Consider the following 15,959-nt stretch of genomic DNA (forward strand, 5'->3'; position numbering starts at 1 on the left):
GGGGTGTCGTCGGGGGGTGGCTTGGGTATGTGAGACGGCATGACCGTCATCGGTGTGCACGCGTCTCATGAGCAGGTCCACCCTTCCGCGTTGTTGGCGGCGGTGCGGCGGGCGGAGGAGGTGGGGTTCGGGGCGGCGATGAGTTCGGACCACTTCTCGCCGTGGAGTGCGCGGCAGGGGCAGAGCGCGTTCGCGTGGTCGTGGTTGGGTGCGGCGTTGCAGGCGACGGGGTTGCCGTTCGGGGTGGTGAACGCGCCTGGTCAGCGGTATCACCCGGCGATCGTGGCGCAGGCGATCGGGACGTTGGGTGCGATGTACCCGGGTCGGTTCTGGGCGGCGTTGGGCAGTGGTGAGGCGAGCAATGAGCACATCACGGGTGGTGGGTGGCCGCGCAAGGAGGTGCGGAACGCGCGGTTGTTGGAGTGCGTGGAGGTGATCCGCGCGTTGTTGGCGGGGGAGGAGGTCAGTCACGACGGTCTGGTGCGGGTGGATCGGGCGCGGTTGTGGACGAGGCCGGAGGTGCCTCCGTTGTTGATCGGTGCGGCGGTGAGCGAGGAGACCGCGCGGTGGTGTGCGGGGTGGGCGGACGGGTTGATCACGGTGAACGCGCCGGTGGAGCGGTTGGAGCGGATGGTGGCGGCGTACCGGGATGCGGGTGGTCGGGGGAAGTTGCACTTGCAGGTGCACTTGAGTTGGGCGGAGTCGGATGAGGAGGCGCGGGGGGTCGCGCACGATCAGTGGCGGAGCAATGTGTTCGGGCCGCCGGTGTGTTGGGACTTGGACACGGCGGAGCACTTCGACGTGGTGTCGGAGCACGTTCCGGTGAGTCGGGTGGCGGAGGTGGTGAACGTGTCGTCGGATCTGGGGTGGCATGCGAAGACGATCCGGGGTTATGCGGATCTGGGGTTCGAGGAGATCTACCTGCACCACGTGGGTCGGGAGCAGGAGCGGTTCCTGGACGCGTTCGGTGAGCGCGTGCTGCCGGAGGTGGGGGCGTGAAGCTGACGAGGACGGCGGACCTGTGGTGGAAGAACGCCGTGGTGTACTGCTTGGACGTGGAGACGTTCCACGATTCGGATGGTGACGGGCACGGTGATTTCCGGGGGTTGATCGACAAGATCGACCACTTGCACCGGTTGGGTGTGACGTGTTTGTGGTTGATGCCGTTCTTCCCGACGCCGGATCGGGATGACGGGTATGACATCACGGATTTCTACAACGTGGATCCGCGGTTGGGGACGTTGGGTGATTTCGCGGAGTTCGTGCGGACGGCGCGGGACCGGGGGATGCGGGTGATCGCGGACCTGGTGGTGAACCACACGTCGGATCAGCATCCGTGGTTCCAGGCGGCGCGTGATCCGGGGAGTCCGTTCCACGATTGGTACGTGTGGGCGGACAAGCCGCCGGCGGACGCGCACGAGGGTGTGGTGTTCCCGGACAAGGAGACGTCGTTGTGGACTTACGACCGGAAGGCGAAGCAGTACTACTTGCACCGGTTCTACCGGCACCAGCCTGATCTGAACGTGGCGAACCCGCGGGTGCGGGATGAGATCGCGCGGGTGATGGGGTTCTGGATGGAGTTGGGGTTGTCGGGGTTCCGGGTGGACGCGGTGCCGTTCTTGTTGGAGGCGCCGGTGGAGGCGTTGCCGGATCCGCACGACTACCTGGCGGATCTGCGGGCGTTCCTGTCGCGGCGCAACGGCGAGGCGATCCTGTTGGGTGAGGTGAACCTGCCGTACACGGAGGCGATGGCGTTCTTCGGTGGTTCGGACGGTGTGGGCGACGAGTTGCACATGTGTTTCGACTTCATCGGGATGCAGCAGATGTACTTGTCGTTGGCGCGGCAGGACGCGAGTCCGTTGACGCATGCGTTGAAGGAGCGGCCGGAGCCTCCGCGTGATTGTCATTGGGCGACGTTCGTGCGCAATCACGACGAGTTGACGTTGGACAAGTTGACGGAGCCGGAGCGGCAGGAGGTGTTCGCGGCGTTCGGTCCGGATGAGGACATGCAGTTGTACGGGCGGGGTCTGCGTCGGCGGTTGCCGTCGATGTTGGAGGGGGATCTGGGTCGGATCAAGATGGTGTACAGCTTGTTGTTCTCGTTGCCCGGGACGCCGGTGTTGTTCTACGGCGAGGAGGTCGGGATGACGGAGGACTTGTCGTTGGAGGGGCGGTTGGCGGTGCGGACGCCGATGTGGTGGGACTCGGTGGACGAGCAGCGTCGGGACGGGGATTCGTTGTTGGGGTGGACGCGGTTGTTGGTCGAGCGTTATCGGGAGTGCCCGGAGTTGGCGTGGGGTGAGTTCTCGACGATCGACACGGCGGAGCCGTCGGTGTTCGCGCACCGGTGTGAGATCGATGGTGGTGTGGTGGTGGCGGTGCACAACTTCGCCGATCGGGAGGTGTCGGTGGAGGTGCCGAAGGTGGATGGTGTGCTGACGGATCTGTTGGTGGACGGGACGGTGGCGCCGGGGAAGGACGGGACGGCGGTGGTGGAGCTGGGTCCTTACGGGTGTCGGTGGTTCCGTCAGGTGAGGCGGTAGCCGTGGGCGGGCCGGTTGGCCATGCCGTAGCGGGGTTGGACTTCGGCTTTGCCGGTGGTGACGAGGTGTTCGAGGTAGCGGCGGGCGCTGACGCGGGAGAGGCCGGCGCGGTCGCCGACTTCTTGGGCGGAGAGGTCGTCGTCGGTGGTTTTGAGGGCGTCGTGGACGAGTTTGAGGGTGACGGCGGAGAGTCCTTTGGGTAGGGCGGTCCGTGGTCGGTGTTGCAGGAGTTGGTCGACTTCGTCCTGGTCGAGCCAGGGGCCGAGGCGTTGGGCTTCGGTGCGTCGGGCGAGGTATTCGCGCATGCGGTCGAGGAACGCGGCGCGGGTGAAGGGTTTGACGAGGTAGTGGTCGACGCCGCGGGACATGGCTTGGCGGACGGTGTCGCGTTCGCGGGCGGCGGTGACGGCGATGACGTCGACGGGTGCTCCGGGTCTGGCGCGGAGTCGGGCGAGGACTTCGAGGCCGGAGATGTCGGGGAGGTGGATGTCGAGCAGGACGAGGTCGGGGTGCAGGGTGTCGACGGCGCGGAGGGCTTCGGCGCCGGCGTGGGCTTCGCCGACGACGGTGAAGCCGGGTAGTGCGTCGAGGAAGCCGCGGTGGACGGCGGCGACGGCGAAGTCGTCGTCGACGACGAGGGTGCGGATGGTCATCGGGCGGCCTCCGGGAGCCAGACGTCGAACGAGGCGCCGCCGAGTTCGGAGTCGGTGAGGTGGACTCGTCCGCTGCGGCGGGTGACGACGCGGGAGACGAGGGCGAGGCCGATGCCTCGTCCGTGTGCGCCTCGGGGGGCTTTGGTGCTGACGCCGAGGGTGAAGATGCGGTGGCGTTGGGTGTGGTCGACGCCGGGTCCGTCGTCGTCGACGACGACGCGGACGCCGGTGGGGTCGGAGTGGACGAGGACGCGGACGGTGCCGCCGGGGTGGACGGCGTCGACGGCGTTGTCGACGAGGTTGCCCAGGACGGTGAGGGCGTCGTCGCCGGTGCGGGCGTGGACGGTGGTGGCGGGGTCGAGGCGGAGGGCGACGCCGCGTTCGTGGGCGGTGGAGGACTTGGCGAGCAGGAGGGCGGCGAGGGCGGGGTCGGTCATGGCGCCGCCGATGATGTCGGAGGTGACGGAGCCGGCGCCGCCGACGCGTTCGATGTAGGCGACGGTGTCGTCGCGTCGGTCGAGTTCGACGAGGCCGCTGATGACGTGCAGGTGGTTGGTGAACTCGTGGGCTTGGGCGCGGAGGACTTCGGTGACGGTGCGGTGGCCGTCGAGTTCGCGCAGGGCGTCGTGGAGTTCGGTGCGGTCGCGGAGGGTGAGGACGACGCCGACGGGGCGGCCGTGGGTTTTGGCGGTCATGCGGTTGGCGAGCAGGACGCGTTCGCCGGCGAGGACGAGGCGGTCGGTGACGTCGTCGTGGGTGCGGGTGAGGTCGAGCAGGCCGCCGTGTTCGAGGACGGTGGCGGCGGGTTTGCCGGTGGGGTCGTGGGTGAGGCCGAGGAGGCGGAGGGCTTCGTCGTTGACGAGGACGAGGCGTTCGTGGTCGTCGACGGCGACGACGCCTTCGCGGATGCCGTGGAGCATGGCGTCGCGGGTTTCGAGGAGGTGGGCGATCTCGTCGGGTTCGAGGCTGAAGGTGCGGGTGCGGACCAGGCGGGTGACGAGGGCGGCGCCGAGGACGCCGACGAGGGCGGCGGCGGCGAGCCAGCCGATGAGTTCGGGGAGGTCTTCGGCGAGGTCGGCGTCGAGTTCGCGTTCGAGGATGCCGACGGAGGCCATGCCGATGATGTCGCCGGTGGGGGAGCGGACGGGGACTTTGGCGCGCAGGGAGGTGCCGAGGGTGCCGGTTTCGGTGCCGACGAACACGTGGCCGGACAGGGCGCTGCTGGGGTCGGTGGAGACGCGTTCGCCGATGCGGTCGGGGTCGGGGTGGGCGTAGCGGACGCCGTCGAGGTCGGTGACGACGACGTAGGTGACGCCGGAGGCGCGGCGGAGGAGTTCGGCGAGGGGTTGGATGGTGCCGGCGGGGTCGGGGGAGGCGAAGGCGTCGACGACGGTGGGGAGGCGGGCGACGCTTTCGGCGACGGAGAGCATGCGGTCCTTGTAGGCCTCGCGGATGCGGTCGCTCTGCATCTTGGCCGCCAGGAGGCCTGCCGCGCAGGTGGTGGCGAGGACGATGACCACCTGCAGGGCGAGCAGGGTGACCCCGAGGGGGACCGAACGGCGGCGCATGGCTGAGCATTCTGGCCCACCGGGTGTGAGCGGGGCCACGACCTAAACGACCAATACGGCCGTTACGACCTTTGCGGGGTCGGGTGGGGGGTGGGCTCCTACCGTTCCGGCCCACCGGAGCGACGGTGCTGCGGGCTTGGCCGTGATCGGCCGGATTTGTGGTGGAGGACCCGATGGCAGGACAGCACACCCGACTTCTCGCGGCCGTGGCGGTCGCGGGCCTGGTGCTCGCGGGGTGCGGGGGTGGTGGTGGGGCCGGTGATGAGGTGGGCCGGTTGGAGATCATGGCGCCGGCGGATCCGGGCGGGGGTTGGGATCAGACGGCGCGGGCGATGCAGGCGGCGATCGACGGCGCCGGGTTGGCGGACTCGGTGCAGGTCAGCAACGTGGGTGGGGCGGGCGGCACGGTGGGGCTGCAGAAGTTGGCCACCGAGCGGTCCGAGAGCTACCTGATGGTGACCGGGTTGGTGATGGTGGGGGCGGTGGAGACCAACGAGGTGGACAAGCGGTTGGAGGACACCACGCCGATCGCGCGGTTGACCGCGGAGGACGAGGTGGTGGTGGTGCCGGCGGAGTCGCCGTACCGGACGATCGAGGAGTTGTTGGCGGCGGTGCGGGAGAAGGGCACGGGGGTGTCGATCACCGGTGGTTCGGCGGGCGGCACGGACCACATCCTGGCGGGGATGTTGTTGCAGGCGACGGGGATCGATCCGGGGAAGTTGAACTACGTGCCGTACTCGGGTGGTGGTGAGTCGTTGGCGGCGTTGTTGGGTGGGAAGGTCGACGCCGGGATCTCGGGTGTGGGCGAGTACGTGGAGCAGATCAAGGCGGGGAAGCTGCGGGCGTTGGGGACGTCGGGGCCGAAGGAGCACCCGGAGTTGAAGGTGCCGACGTTCACGAAGCTGGGCACGGGTGTGGAGTTGATCAACTGGCGTGGGGTGGTGGCGCCGGGGTCGATCTCGGTGGCGGCGAAGGACCGGCTGGTGGAGCTGGTCACGGCGATGCACGCGAGCCCGCAGTGGCAGGAGGAGCTGGCGAAGAAGGGCTGGACGGACACGTTCCAGACCGGGCACGACTTCTCGACGTTCCTGACCAAGGAGATCGGCCGGATCAAGCCGGTGTTGCAGGAGATCGGCCTGGTGTCGTGACGGCCCCCGACCCGACGGCCCCCGACCCGACGGCCCCCGACCCGACGGCCCCCGGCCCGGCATCCCGCGACGGCGTGTCCGCGGGCGTGTCCCGGTCGGCGCGGGCGGAGGAGTACGTCTTCGGCGCGCTGGTGGCGGCGTTGGGGGTGTTCACGCTGGTGGACGCGACGTCGATCGCGGTGCGGGGCTCGACGGGCACGGTGGGGCCGCGCGCGTTCCCGTACGCGGTGGGTGTGCTGCTGCTGGTGACGGGGGTGGCGGCGATCGTGGCGACCGCGCGCGGCCGGTTGGGCGCGGCGCAGGACGCCGAGGACGTCGACGCGGCGGTGCGCACCGACTGGGCGACGGTGGTGAAGCTGGTCGCGGTGCTGGTGGCGCACCTGGCGCTGATCGACGTGGCGGGCTGGCCGGTGGCGGCGGCCGTGCTGTTCTTCGGGGCGGCGTGGACATTGGGCGCGGTGTGGTGGAAGGCGCTGCTCGTCGCGGTGGCGCTGGCGCTGGTCGTGCAGGTGCTGTTCGCGTCCGGGCTGGGTCTGTCACTGCCCGCCGGGGTGTTCGAGGGGGTGCCGTTGCTCGATGGGTAGCCTCACCGCGCTGTTGGAGGGTTTCGCGACCGCCGCGCAGCCCGAGTACCTGCTCTACGCCCTGCTGGGCGTCACCCTGGGCACCGCCGTGGGTGTGCTGCCGGGCATCGGCCCGGCGATGACGGTGGCGTTGCTGCTGCCGTTGACGTATTCGCTGGAACCCACCGCCGCGTTGATCATCTTCGCGGGCATCTACTACGGCGGCATGTACGGCGGGTCGACCACGTCGATCCTGCTCAACACGCCGGGTGAGTCGTCGTCGGTGGTGACGGCGCTGGAGGGCAACCGGATGGCGCGCGCCGGGCGGGGCGCGGCGGCGCTGGCGACGGCGGCGATCGGGTCGTTCGTGGCGGGCACGATCGCGACGGTGCTGCTGACCGTGTCGGCGCCGTCGATCGCCGAGCTGGCCGTGACGCTGGGTCCGGCGGACTACGTGGCGCTGATGGTGGTGGCGTTCACCACCGTGGCGGCGCTGCTGGGCGCGTCGCCGGTGCGCGGGCTGGCGTCGTTGGCGCTGGGGTTGTTCATCGGGTTGGTGGGCACCGACACGCTCACCGGGCAGCAGCGGTTCACCCTGGGCGTGCCGACGCTGTCCGACGGGGTGGACGTGGTCGTGGTCGCGGTGGGGGTGTTCGCCGTGGGCGAGGCGCTGTACGTGGCGGCGCGGATGCGGCACGGCCCGGTCGAGGTGGTGCCGGTGGGCGGGAAGTGGATGACCGGCGAGTTCTGGCGGCGGTCGTGGAAGCCGTGGCTGCGGGGCACCGCGATCGGGTTCCCGATCGGCACCATCCCCGCCGGCGGGGCGGACGTGTCGACGTTCCTGTCCTACGCGGCGGAGAAGAAGCTGTCGCGGCGCCCGGAGGAGTTCGGGAAGGGCGCGATCGAGGGGGTGGCCGGGCCGGAGGCGGCGAACAACGCGGCCGCGGCGGGGGTGCTGGTGCCGCTGCTGACGCTGGGGCTGCCCACGACGGCGACGGCGGCGGTGATCGTGGCCGGGTTCCAGAGCTACGGCATCCAGCCCGGTCCGCTGCTGTTCACCAACGACTCGGAGCTGGTGTGGGCGCTGATCGCGTCGCTGTACATCGGCAACGTGATGCTGCTGGTGCTGAACCTGCCGCTGGTGCGGATCTGGGTGAAGGTGCTGCAGATCCCGCGGCCCTACCTGTACGCGGGGATCCTGCTGTTCGCGGCGTTGGGCACCTACGCGGTGAACTTCGTGGTGGACGACCTGGTGGTGCTGCTGGTCATCGGGGTGGCGGGGTTCTTCATGCGCCGCCACGGCTACCCGGTCGCGCCGCTGGTGGTGGGGCTGATCCTGGGGCCGATGGCCGAGGAGCAGGTGCGGCGGACGTTGCAGATCGGCGAGGGCGATCCGGCGGCGTTGGTCACGAGCCCGTTCGCGGCGGTCGCCTACGCGGTCCTGGCGGTGGTGGTGGTGGTCGCGGTGGTGCTGCGGGTCCGCCGCGGGAGCTGACCGGTCCGTGCCCGGCCCCTCGTGGGGTCGGGCACGGCCGTCTACGGCCCCGCAGCGTGTCCCTTGCGGAATCTCGCCCGTTCGCGTGAAGATATCCCGGTCCAGAGCCTTGTCGACCGGAGGATTTCCATGACGTCGCCCTACGGTCTGCACCGCGTCCTCGACCCCGCCGGGGTGCTGCCGCAGCAGGCCCGCCGGCTGGACGCGACCCCGGTGTGCGGACCCGACGAGGTCCTCGTCGACGTCTCCCGGCTCAACCTCGACGCCGCCTCCTACCGGCAGCTGCGCGAGGAGCACGGCGTCGCCGGCGTGCGGCGGGCCGTGCTGGACATCGTCGCCGCCCGCGGCAAGATGCAGAACCCCGTCACCGGATCGGGCGGCATGCTGCTGGGCACCGTCCGCGAAGCCGGCCCCCGCTCCCCGCTCGGCCTGCGGCCGGGCGACCGGATCGCGACCCTGGTGTCGCTCACCCTCACCCCGCTGCGCATCACCGACGACCTCGCCGCGTGGGACGGGACGGACGAGCAGGTCCCATGCCGGGGCACCGCGGTGCTCTTCGGCCGCTCCATCGCCGCCGTGCTGCCCGACGACCTGCCCGAACCGCTGGCCCTGTCCGTGCTGGACGTGTGCGGCGCGCCCGCCTTGACCGACCGGGTCGTGCGCCGCCGCCACGCGCCGTCGGTGCTGGTCCTGGGCGGCGGGGGCAAGTCGGGGTCGCTGTCGCTGGCCGCCGCCCGCCGCGCCGGCGCGTCCCGGCTCGTCGCGCTCGTGCCCACCGCCGCCGAGGCCGCCGCCGTCCGCGCCGCGGGTCTCGCCGACACCGTCGTCGTCGCCGACGCCCGCGACCCCCTCGCCGTCGCCGACGCGGTCGGCGACCGGGTGGACGTGACGGTGGTGTGCGTGGACGTGCCCGGCTGCGAGCACGGCGCGATCCTGGCCACCGCCGACGGCGGCACGGTCGTGTTCTTCTCCATGGCCACGTCCTTCCCCGCCGCCGCGCTGGGCGCCGAAGGCCTCGCCGCCGACGTGGAGATGCTCGTCGGCAACGGCTACGTGCCAGGTCACGCCGCGTTCGCCCTGGACCTGCTGCGCGGCGAACCTGCCGTGCGGGCCCTGTTCGAGCACCGGCAGACTCAGCAGGCGTGACTACCGTGAACGGCGCCCCCGGGGCGACGCGCCTGCTCGTGGGGGGACGCATCCACTCCCCGACCTCTCCCGACGCCACCGCCATGGCGATCAGCGACGGCACCGTCGTGTGGCTGGGGCAGGACGCCGCCGGCCGCGCCCTGCACCCCGACGCCGAGGTGACCGACCTGCGCGGCGCGTTCGTCGCCCCCGCGTTCGTCGACGCCCACGTGCACGCCACCTCCGCCGGGCTGCTGCTCACCGGCCTGGACCTGACCGGGTGCCGCTCCCTGGCCGAGCTGCTGCACGCCGTGCGGGCCGCCGAGGGCCCCGTGGTGTGGGGCCACGGCTGGGACGAGACCCGCTGGCCGGAGAACCGGCCGCCGACCCGCGCCGAACTCGACGACGCCGCCCGCGGCGCCCGCGTCTACCTCTCCCGCATCGACGTGCACTCCGCGCTGGCGTCCACCGCGCTGCTCGACCTCGCCCCCGACGCCCGCGGCGCCGACGGCTGGACCCCCGACGGGCCCCTCTCGCGCGCCGCGCACCACCACGTGCGCCGCGCCGCGAAGGACGCCATCCCCGCCGACCGGCGCCGCGCCGCCCAACGCGCGTTCCTGCGGCACGCCGCGTCGCGCGGCATCGCGTCGGTGCACGAGTGCGCCGGACCCGACATCTCCAGCCGCGACGACCTCGCCGACCTGCTCGCCACCGACCTGCTCGACGTCGTCGGCTACTGGGGCGGCCTGGACCCGGTCGACCTGCCCGTGCGCGGCCTGGCGGGCGACCTGTTCGTCGACGGCGCCCTGGGCTCCCGCACCGCCGCCCTGTGCGAGCCCTACGCCGACGCCGACACCACCGGCGCCCTCTACCTCGACGCCGACGCCGTCGCCGGGCACCTCGTCACCTGCACCCGCGCCGGTATCCAGGGCGGGTTCCACGTCATCGGCGACGCCGCCGTCGCCGCCGTCGTCGACGGGTTCGCCCGCGCCGCCGACATCGTCGGCGTCCCCGCCCTCGCCGCCCGCCGCCACCGCCTCGAACACCTCGAGATGATCACCCCCGAGCAGGCCGCCCGGCTGGGCTCCTGGGGTGTCGTCGCCTCCGTGCAGCCCCTCTTCGACCGCGAGTGGGGCGGCCCCGACGGCATGTACGCCCGCCGCCTCGGCGCCCGCAGGGGCACCGCGCTCAACCCGTTCTCCCGGCTCGCCGCCGCCGGCATGATCCTCGCGCTGGGCTCCGACGCCCCCGTCACCGCCATCGACCCGTGGGCCGCGGTCAAGGCCGCCGTCCACCACCGCACCGACGGCCACGGCATCTCCCCGCGCGCCGCGTTCACCGCCCACACCCGCGGCGGCTGGCGCGCCGCCGGCGTCGACGACGGCGTCACCGGCACCCTGCAACCCGGCGCGCCCGCCACCTACGCCGTGTGGGAGGCGGGGGAGCTGGAAGTCGCCGCCCCCGACAGCCGCGTGCAGCGCTGGTCCACCGACCCGCGCTCCCGCGTCCCCGCCCTGCCCGCCCTCGACGGACCCACCCCCGCCTGCCTGCGCACCGTCCTGCGCGGCCGCACCGTCCACGACCGGGGCGACCTCGCGTAGCCCGCACCGCAGAACAGGAGTGAACCCGATGGCGTTGCTCGACCTCGACCCGCAGGTGGTCGCCACGGCGCGCGCGCTCGCCGCCAAGGCCGCCGAACCGGTGGTGGCCCTCGCGAAGGCCCACACCACGGTGGCGGTCGAGCGCGCCACGCTCCGCCTGGCCGGCATCACCGGCGCCGACACCACCCACCGCGCCGGCGACGTCCCCTGGGTCAACCGGGTCGTCGACACCGTCCGCGAGCACTGCGGCCTGGAACACGGCGTCGCGCTGCCCGTCTTCCACGCCCTGCGCGCCCACGACCTGACCAGCCTCACCGACCTGGCCGAGGCCACCGCCGCCGGACAGGTCCGCTACACCCAGCCCACCGGCCGCGACCGGGAACGGGCCCGCAAGGCCGCCACCGCCGCCGTCACCAAGGGCCTGCGCACCGTCGACCGCAACCGCGCCCGGCGCGACCGGCTCGTCGCCACCCTCGGCGACCCGCCCCGACGACCCTGGATCTACCTCATCGTCGCCACCGGCGACATCGACGAGGACGTCGTCCAGGCCCGCAACGCCGCGCGCGCCGGCGCCGACATCATCGCCGTCATCCGCTCCACCGGCCAGTCGCTGCTCGACTACGTCCCCGAAGGCGCCACCCACCACGGCTTCGCCGGCACCTACGCCACCCAGGAGAACTTCCGCATCATGCGCGCGGCCCTGGACGAGGTGTCCCGCGAAGTCGGCCGGTACGTGCGGCTCACCAACTACGCCTCCGGGCTGTGCATGCCCGAGATCGCCGTCCTCGCCGGCCTGCAACGCCTCGACATGATGCTCAACGACTCCATGTACGGCATCCTGTTCCGCGACATCAACCCCGTGCGGACCTTCGTCGACCAGCGCTTCTCCCGCCAGGTCCACGCCCGCGCCGGCATCGTCATCAACACCGGCGAGGACAACTACCTCACCACCGCCGACGCCGTCGACGCCGCGCACACCGTCACCGTCTCCCAACTGCTCAACGAGCACTTCGCCCACGAAGCCGGCCTGCCCGACCACCTCCTCGGCCTCGGCCACGCCTTCGAGATCAACCCCGCCGTGCCCGAGTCGTTCCGCCTCGAACTCGCCCACGCCCTGCTGGCCCGCGAACTGTTCCCCGACGCGCCGCTCAAGTGGATGCCGCCCACCAAGCACATGACCGGCGACGTGTTCCACGGCTACCTGCTCGACGGGTTCTTCACCCTCGCCGGCCTGCTCACCGGCCAGTCCATCCTGCTCGTCGGCATGATGACCGAAGCCGTCGTCACCCCGTTCCTGTCCGACCGCGACCTCGCCCTGCGCAACGTCCGCTACGTCCTCGACGCCGCCGGCGGACTGCGCGAGGACTTCCGTCCCGCCCCCGACGGCCTCATCGTCACACGCGCCCACCAGGTCCTCGGCGAAGCCGTCGACCTGCTCGCCCGCATCGTCGACGACGGCCTGCTCGACGCCATCGCCGACGGCACCTTCGGCCTCATGAAACGCCCCGCCACCGGCGGCAAGGGCGCCGACGGCGTCGTGGAGAAAGCCGACGACTACCTCAACCCCGCCGCCGACCTGCTGGAGGCACACCCGTGACACGCCACGTCCGCCCCTACGGCGACACCACCGGCGACGGCATGGTGCAGACCTCCTTCACCCTCCCGATCCCCGCCGGACCCCACGCCGACGGCGCCGCCCAGCAACTGGCCAACAAGATGGGCATCGACCCCGCCATGGTCGTGCACTCCCACCCCATCGGCGACGACTTCACCTTCTTCGTCGTCTACGGCTCCGTCCGCCACCTCGTCGACCTCGACGACGTGCGCGTCGTCGAACGCGACTACCCCCTCCTGCCGCCCGCCGAGATCAACACCACCCTCAAGAAGCTGCTGCGCCGCAAACTCGTCGTCGTCGGCGCCTGCATCGGCACCGACGCCCACACCGTCGGCATCGACGCCATCCTCAACATCAAGGGCTTCGCCGGCGAGAAAGGCCTCGAGTACTACCGCGAGCTCACCGTCGTGAACCTCGGCGCGCAGGTCTCCGTCCCCGAACTCGTCCGCCGCGCCCGCGCCGAGAAAGCCGACGCCGTCCTCGTCTCCCAGGTCGTCACCCAACGCGACGCCCACATCCTCAACACCCAGGAGATGTCCGCCGCGTTCCGCGAGGCCATGGGGGAGCGGCGGCCCCTGCTCATCGCCGGCGGACCCCGCTTCGACCCGCTCATGGCCGCCGAACTCGGCGTCGACCGCGTGTTCGGCCGCGGCACCACCCCCGGCGAAGTCGCCAGCTACCTCACCCACGCCGTGCGCACCAGGACCCGCACCACCACGCAGACCACGCAGACCACGACCACCACCCCGACCGCCGCCCGCGGGAAAACCAGGCGCGGGACCAAGGCCGGGACCGCCGCCGCACCCAAGGAGAACGCGTGAGCCTCACCGAGGGATTCACCGTCACCCACCGCCGCTACGTGCCCCACTCCCACGCCCACTACGGCGGCGACCTCGTCGACGGCGCCTACGGACTGGGCCTGTTCGGCGACGTCGCCACCGAACTGCTCATCCGCACCGACGGCGACGAAGGCCTCTTCGCCGCCTACTCCGCCGTCGAGTTCCTCGCACCCCTGCGCGCCGGCGACGTCGTCGAGGCCACCGCCACCCTCGTCCGCGTCGGCACCCGCTCCCGCGAGATCGACTTCGAAGCCCGCGTCGTGTGCCGCCGCGCCCCCGATCGTGGCCCGTCCGCCGCCGACGTCCTCGACCCGCCCCTGCTCGTCACCCGCGCCCGCGGCACCGTCGTCGCACCCCCGCGCCCGTGACCCTCCCCGGGGTCGCCGCACACGTCCATCACGTTCACCCGGTGCTCCCGCCGCAGCTCACCGGCGAACTCCGCGACGTCAACCCCGGACGCCTCCACCACCCGCAACGACGCCGGCGTCCGCTCCACCCGCGCCGCGTCCGCCAGGTCGTCCCGCCCCGACGCCCGCAACGCCTCGGTCAACCGGGCGTGGTTGTCCGCCTGCGTCCGCTCGTCGAGCACCTCCCGCACCCGACGATCCCCCCGCAGCTGCGCCGCCACCCGCCGCATCTCCGCGTCGCTGTCCGCCAACACCTGCAACACCGTGCAGCGGGGGACGGGCGTGCCCTCGACGCGACGGCCCGGCGCGAACAGCACCACCGCCGCGACCACACCCGTGACCAGGGCCAGGACCACGGTCAGCAGCAACGATCGGCGCGACACGACCACCACCCTGCCACGCCCCGTGCCCGACCGGCGACCCGACGTCACCCCCGGCCACGACGCGCCCACCCGCCCCGCTCTGCCACTATCGACGCGTGATCAGCATCGACCCGGCCTCACCCGTGCCGCCCTACGAACAGGTGCGGTCCCAGTTCGCCCGCCGGATCACCGACCGCGACCTCGCCGTCGGCACCCGCCTGCCCACCGTGCGCGCCCTCGCCGCCGACCTCGGCCTCGCCGTCAACACCGTCGCCCGCGCCTACCGCGAACTCGAGGAAGCCGGCCTCATCGAAACCCGCGGCCGCGCCGGCACCGTCGTCAGCGCCGCCGGCCAACGCGGCCGCGAACGCGTCCTGCGCGCCGCCCGCGCCTACGCCGCCACCGCCCGCGAACAAGGCCTCACCGGCGACGAAGCCCTCGACATCGTCCGCGCCGCCCTCACCGACACCCACCACCCGTAGGGTGAGGCCCGTGGCCACCGAACCCGACGGCGACCCCGCCCGCACCCTCGCCGTGCTGTGGCGCACCGGCGGCCGACCCGCCCGCAAGGACCTCGGCGTCGACCGCATCGTCACCGCCGCCGTCACCCTCGCCGACACCGAAGGGCTCGCCGCGCTGTCCATGCGCCGCGTCGCCGACACCCTCGGCGTCGGCACCATGTCCCTCTACACCCACGTCCCCGGCAAAGCCGAACTCCTCGACGCCATGGTCGACGCCGTGCACGCCGAGACACCCCGCCCCGAGGACGTGCCCGGCGGCTGGCGCGGCCGCCTCACCCGCATCGCCCGCGACAACCGCGACCTGCTCCTGCGCCACCCCTGGCTGCTGCAGGTCCCCGCCGGCCGCGCCGTCCTCGGACCCCACGTCATCGCCAAGTACGACTACGAGCTGCGCGCCGTCGACGGCATCGGCCTCACCGACCTGGAGATGGACTCCGTCCTGACCCTCGTGCTGGCCCACGTCCGCTCCGCCGCCCGGGTCACCGTCGACGCCGCCCGCACCCGCGACCGCACCGGCCTCACCGACGAGCAGTGGTGGCACAGCGCCGCACCCCTGCTCGCCCGGGTCCTCGACCCCGCCCGCTACCCCCTCGCCACCCGCGTCGGCGCCGCCGCCGGCCAGACCCACGGCGCCGCCTACGACGGCGAGCACGCCTTCACCTTCGGCCTGGACCGCGTCCTGGACGGCGTGCAGGCCCTCGTCGACCGCCGTCAGTAGGGACGCTTGGGCATCATCACCCACAACACCAGGTAGATCAGGAACTGCGGGCCCGGCAGCAGGCAGGACAGCACGAACACCACCCGCACGGTGCTCGCCTTCCACCCGTACCGGGCCGCCAACCCCGCACACACACCCGCGATCACTTTCCGGTCCTGAGGCCTGGTCAACGTCGTCATACCTCCACCCTCCCCGCGCCCGCACACCCCCACATCGGTGGGAACCCTGATTTACCCCCACCGGTCACACCCCAATCCCAGGGCAACCCCACCCCACCCCACACGTCCACCCCCACGACCGGTCACCCGGCTGGACGGCACGACCGGACCCGCCGACGGGCAGGCGCCCGAGGTCGCCGACGCCGACGCCTCCGCCGCACGCGCCGCGATCGAGACCCACGCCGTGACGCGCGCCCGCCGCTACCTCGAAGCCCAGGGCTCCACCGTCCGCGACGTCGGCGCGACCGAGTCCTACGACCTCGACGCCACCCGACCCGGCGAACGGCTCCACGTCGAAGTGAAGGGCACCACCTCGGCCGGCGCCGAGGTCGTCCTCACCCGCAACGAGGTCCTGCTCAACGCCGACCGGTACCCGCACACCGTGCTCGTCGTCGTCCGCGACGTCGAGCTGGACCGCACCACGACCCCGCCGCGCGCCGGCGGCGGCCGGACGCGGGTCGTGCACCCCTGGGCGGTGGCGGGGAGGACCTCACGCCCATCGCCTACCGCCACCGCGTCGGACGGACGACGCGGCACCGGCACGGGTCGGCGGTCGGGGTGGGACCGGCGGCTCGTAGGCTGA

16 protein-coding genes are annotated in these 15,959 nt (G+C 72.3%); 13 read left to right on the plus strand and 3 right to left on the minus strand.

What is annotated here, in order from left to right; translation table 11 throughout:
• The first annotated feature begins 39 nt into the window (after nucleotides 1-39).
• Nucleotides 40-999, plus strand: coding sequence for a TIGR03885 family FMN-dependent LLM class oxidoreductase (locus tag EDD40_RS02500; protein ID WP_123741460.1), 960 nt, complete (start codon nucleotides 40-42; stop codon nucleotides 997-999).
• Complete coding sequence (locus tag EDD40_RS02505) at nucleotides 996-2,543, plus strand: alpha-amylase family protein (protein ID WP_123741461.1); 1,548 nt, start codon at nucleotides 996-998, stop codon at nucleotides 2,541-2,543. Before EDD40_RS02500 ends, EDD40_RS02505 begins: the two co-directional genes overlap by 4 nt.
• Here EDD40_RS02505 and EDD40_RS02510 read toward each other — a convergent pair.
• A complete protein-coding gene (locus EDD40_RS02510; RefSeq protein WP_123741462.1) occupies nucleotides 2,528-3,196 on the minus strand; it encodes a response regulator in 669 nt (222 codons plus the stop codon). The genes EDD40_RS02505 and EDD40_RS02510 overlap by 16 nt on opposite strands.
• A complete protein-coding gene (locus EDD40_RS02515) occupies nucleotides 3,193-4,764 on the minus strand; it encodes an ATP-binding protein (RefSeq protein WP_123741463.1) in 1,572 nt (523 codons plus the stop codon). The genes EDD40_RS02510 and EDD40_RS02515 overlap by 4 nt, the downstream gene beginning before the upstream one ends.
• A 173-nt stretch (nucleotides 4,765-4,937) precedes the next feature.
• On the opposite strand from EDD40_RS02515, the gene EDD40_RS02520 reads away from it, so the two are divergent.
• From EDD40_RS02520 to EDD40_RS02565, 10 genes are all read left to right on the plus strand, one after another.
• Nucleotides 4,938-5,912 (plus strand): Bug family tripartite tricarboxylate transporter substrate binding protein, encoded by a 975-nt coding sequence (locus tag EDD40_RS02520; protein WP_123747691.1) that lies wholly within the window; start codon nucleotides 4,938-4,940, stop codon nucleotides 5,910-5,912.
• A complete protein-coding gene (locus EDD40_RS02525; RefSeq protein WP_246037355.1) occupies nucleotides 5,909-6,496 on the plus strand; it encodes a tripartite tricarboxylate transporter TctB family protein in 588 nt (195 codons plus the stop codon). The genes EDD40_RS02520 and EDD40_RS02525 overlap by 4 nt, the downstream gene beginning before the upstream one ends.
• Complete coding sequence (locus EDD40_RS02530) at nucleotides 6,489-7,970, plus strand: tripartite tricarboxylate transporter permease (protein ID WP_123741464.1); 1,482 nt, start codon at nucleotides 6,489-6,491, stop codon at nucleotides 7,968-7,970. Before EDD40_RS02525 ends, EDD40_RS02530 begins: the two co-directional genes overlap by 8 nt.
• 129 nt (nucleotides 7,971-8,099) lie before the next feature.
• Entirely contained in the window at nucleotides 8,100-9,116 is a 1,017-nt protein-coding gene (gene kdd / locus EDD40_RS02535) for an L-erythro-3,5-diaminohexanoate dehydrogenase (protein WP_123741465.1), read from the plus strand.
• Complete coding sequence (locus EDD40_RS02540; protein WP_246037357.1) at nucleotides 9,113-10,696, plus strand: amidohydrolase; 1,584 nt, start codon at nucleotides 9,113-9,115, stop codon at nucleotides 10,694-10,696. The genes kdd and EDD40_RS02540 overlap by 4 nt, the downstream gene beginning before the upstream one ends.
• A gap of 28 nt (nucleotides 10,697-10,724) precedes the next feature.
• Nucleotides 10,725-12,293, plus strand: coding sequence for a lysine 5,6-aminomutase subunit alpha (gene kamD / locus EDD40_RS02545; RefSeq protein ID WP_123741467.1), 1,569 nt, complete (start codon nucleotides 10,725-10,727; stop codon nucleotides 12,291-12,293).
• Nucleotides 12,290-13,132: a lysine 5,6-aminomutase subunit beta gene (kamE, locus tag EDD40_RS02550; protein ID WP_246037359.1), complete on the plus strand. Its 843-nt coding sequence runs from the start codon at nucleotides 12,290-12,292 to the stop codon at nucleotides 13,130-13,132. The genes kamD and kamE overlap by 4 nt, the downstream gene beginning before the upstream one ends.
• On the plus strand, nucleotides 13,129-13,518 hold the full coding sequence (gene kal / locus EDD40_RS02555; RefSeq protein ID WP_123741468.1) for a 3-aminobutyryl-CoA ammonia lyase: 390 nt from the start codon (nucleotides 13,129-13,131) through the stop codon (nucleotides 13,516-13,518). The genes kamE and kal overlap by 4 nt, the downstream gene beginning before the upstream one ends.
• Nucleotides 13,519-14,035: 517 nt before the next feature.
• The gene (locus EDD40_RS02560) at nucleotides 14,036-14,401 is read left to right on the plus strand and encodes a GntR family transcriptional regulator (RefSeq protein WP_123741469.1); all 366 of its coding nucleotides are present in this window, start codon (nucleotides 14,036-14,038) and stop codon (nucleotides 14,399-14,401) included.
• Nucleotides 14,402-14,411: 10 nt separating this feature from the next.
• The gene (locus tag EDD40_RS02565) at nucleotides 14,412-15,158 is read left to right on the plus strand and encodes a TetR/AcrR family transcriptional regulator (protein WP_123747693.1); all 747 of its coding nucleotides are present in this window, start codon (nucleotides 14,412-14,414) and stop codon (nucleotides 15,156-15,158) included.
• On the opposite strand, the gene EDD40_RS02570 is transcribed toward EDD40_RS02565, so the two are convergent.
• On the minus strand, nucleotides 15,152-15,337 hold the full coding sequence (locus tag EDD40_RS02570) for a PspC domain-containing protein (RefSeq protein WP_123741470.1): 186 nt from the start codon (nucleotides 15,335-15,337) through the stop codon (nucleotides 15,152-15,154). The genes EDD40_RS02565 and EDD40_RS02570 overlap by 7 nt on opposite strands.
• Nucleotides 15,338-15,374: 37 nt before the next feature.
• Here EDD40_RS02570 and EDD40_RS02575 point away from each other — a divergent pair, with 37 nt between their 5' ends.
• Nucleotides 15,375-15,959, plus strand: a complete 585-nt coding sequence (locus EDD40_RS02575) for a protein NO VEIN domain-containing protein (RefSeq protein ID WP_170184924.1) — start codon at nucleotides 15,375-15,377, stop codon at nucleotides 15,957-15,959.

This window comes from Saccharothrix texasensis, from assembly GCF_003752005.1.
Lineage (GTDB): Bacteria > Actinomycetota > Actinomycetes > Mycobacteriales > Pseudonocardiaceae > Actinosynnema > Actinosynnema texasense.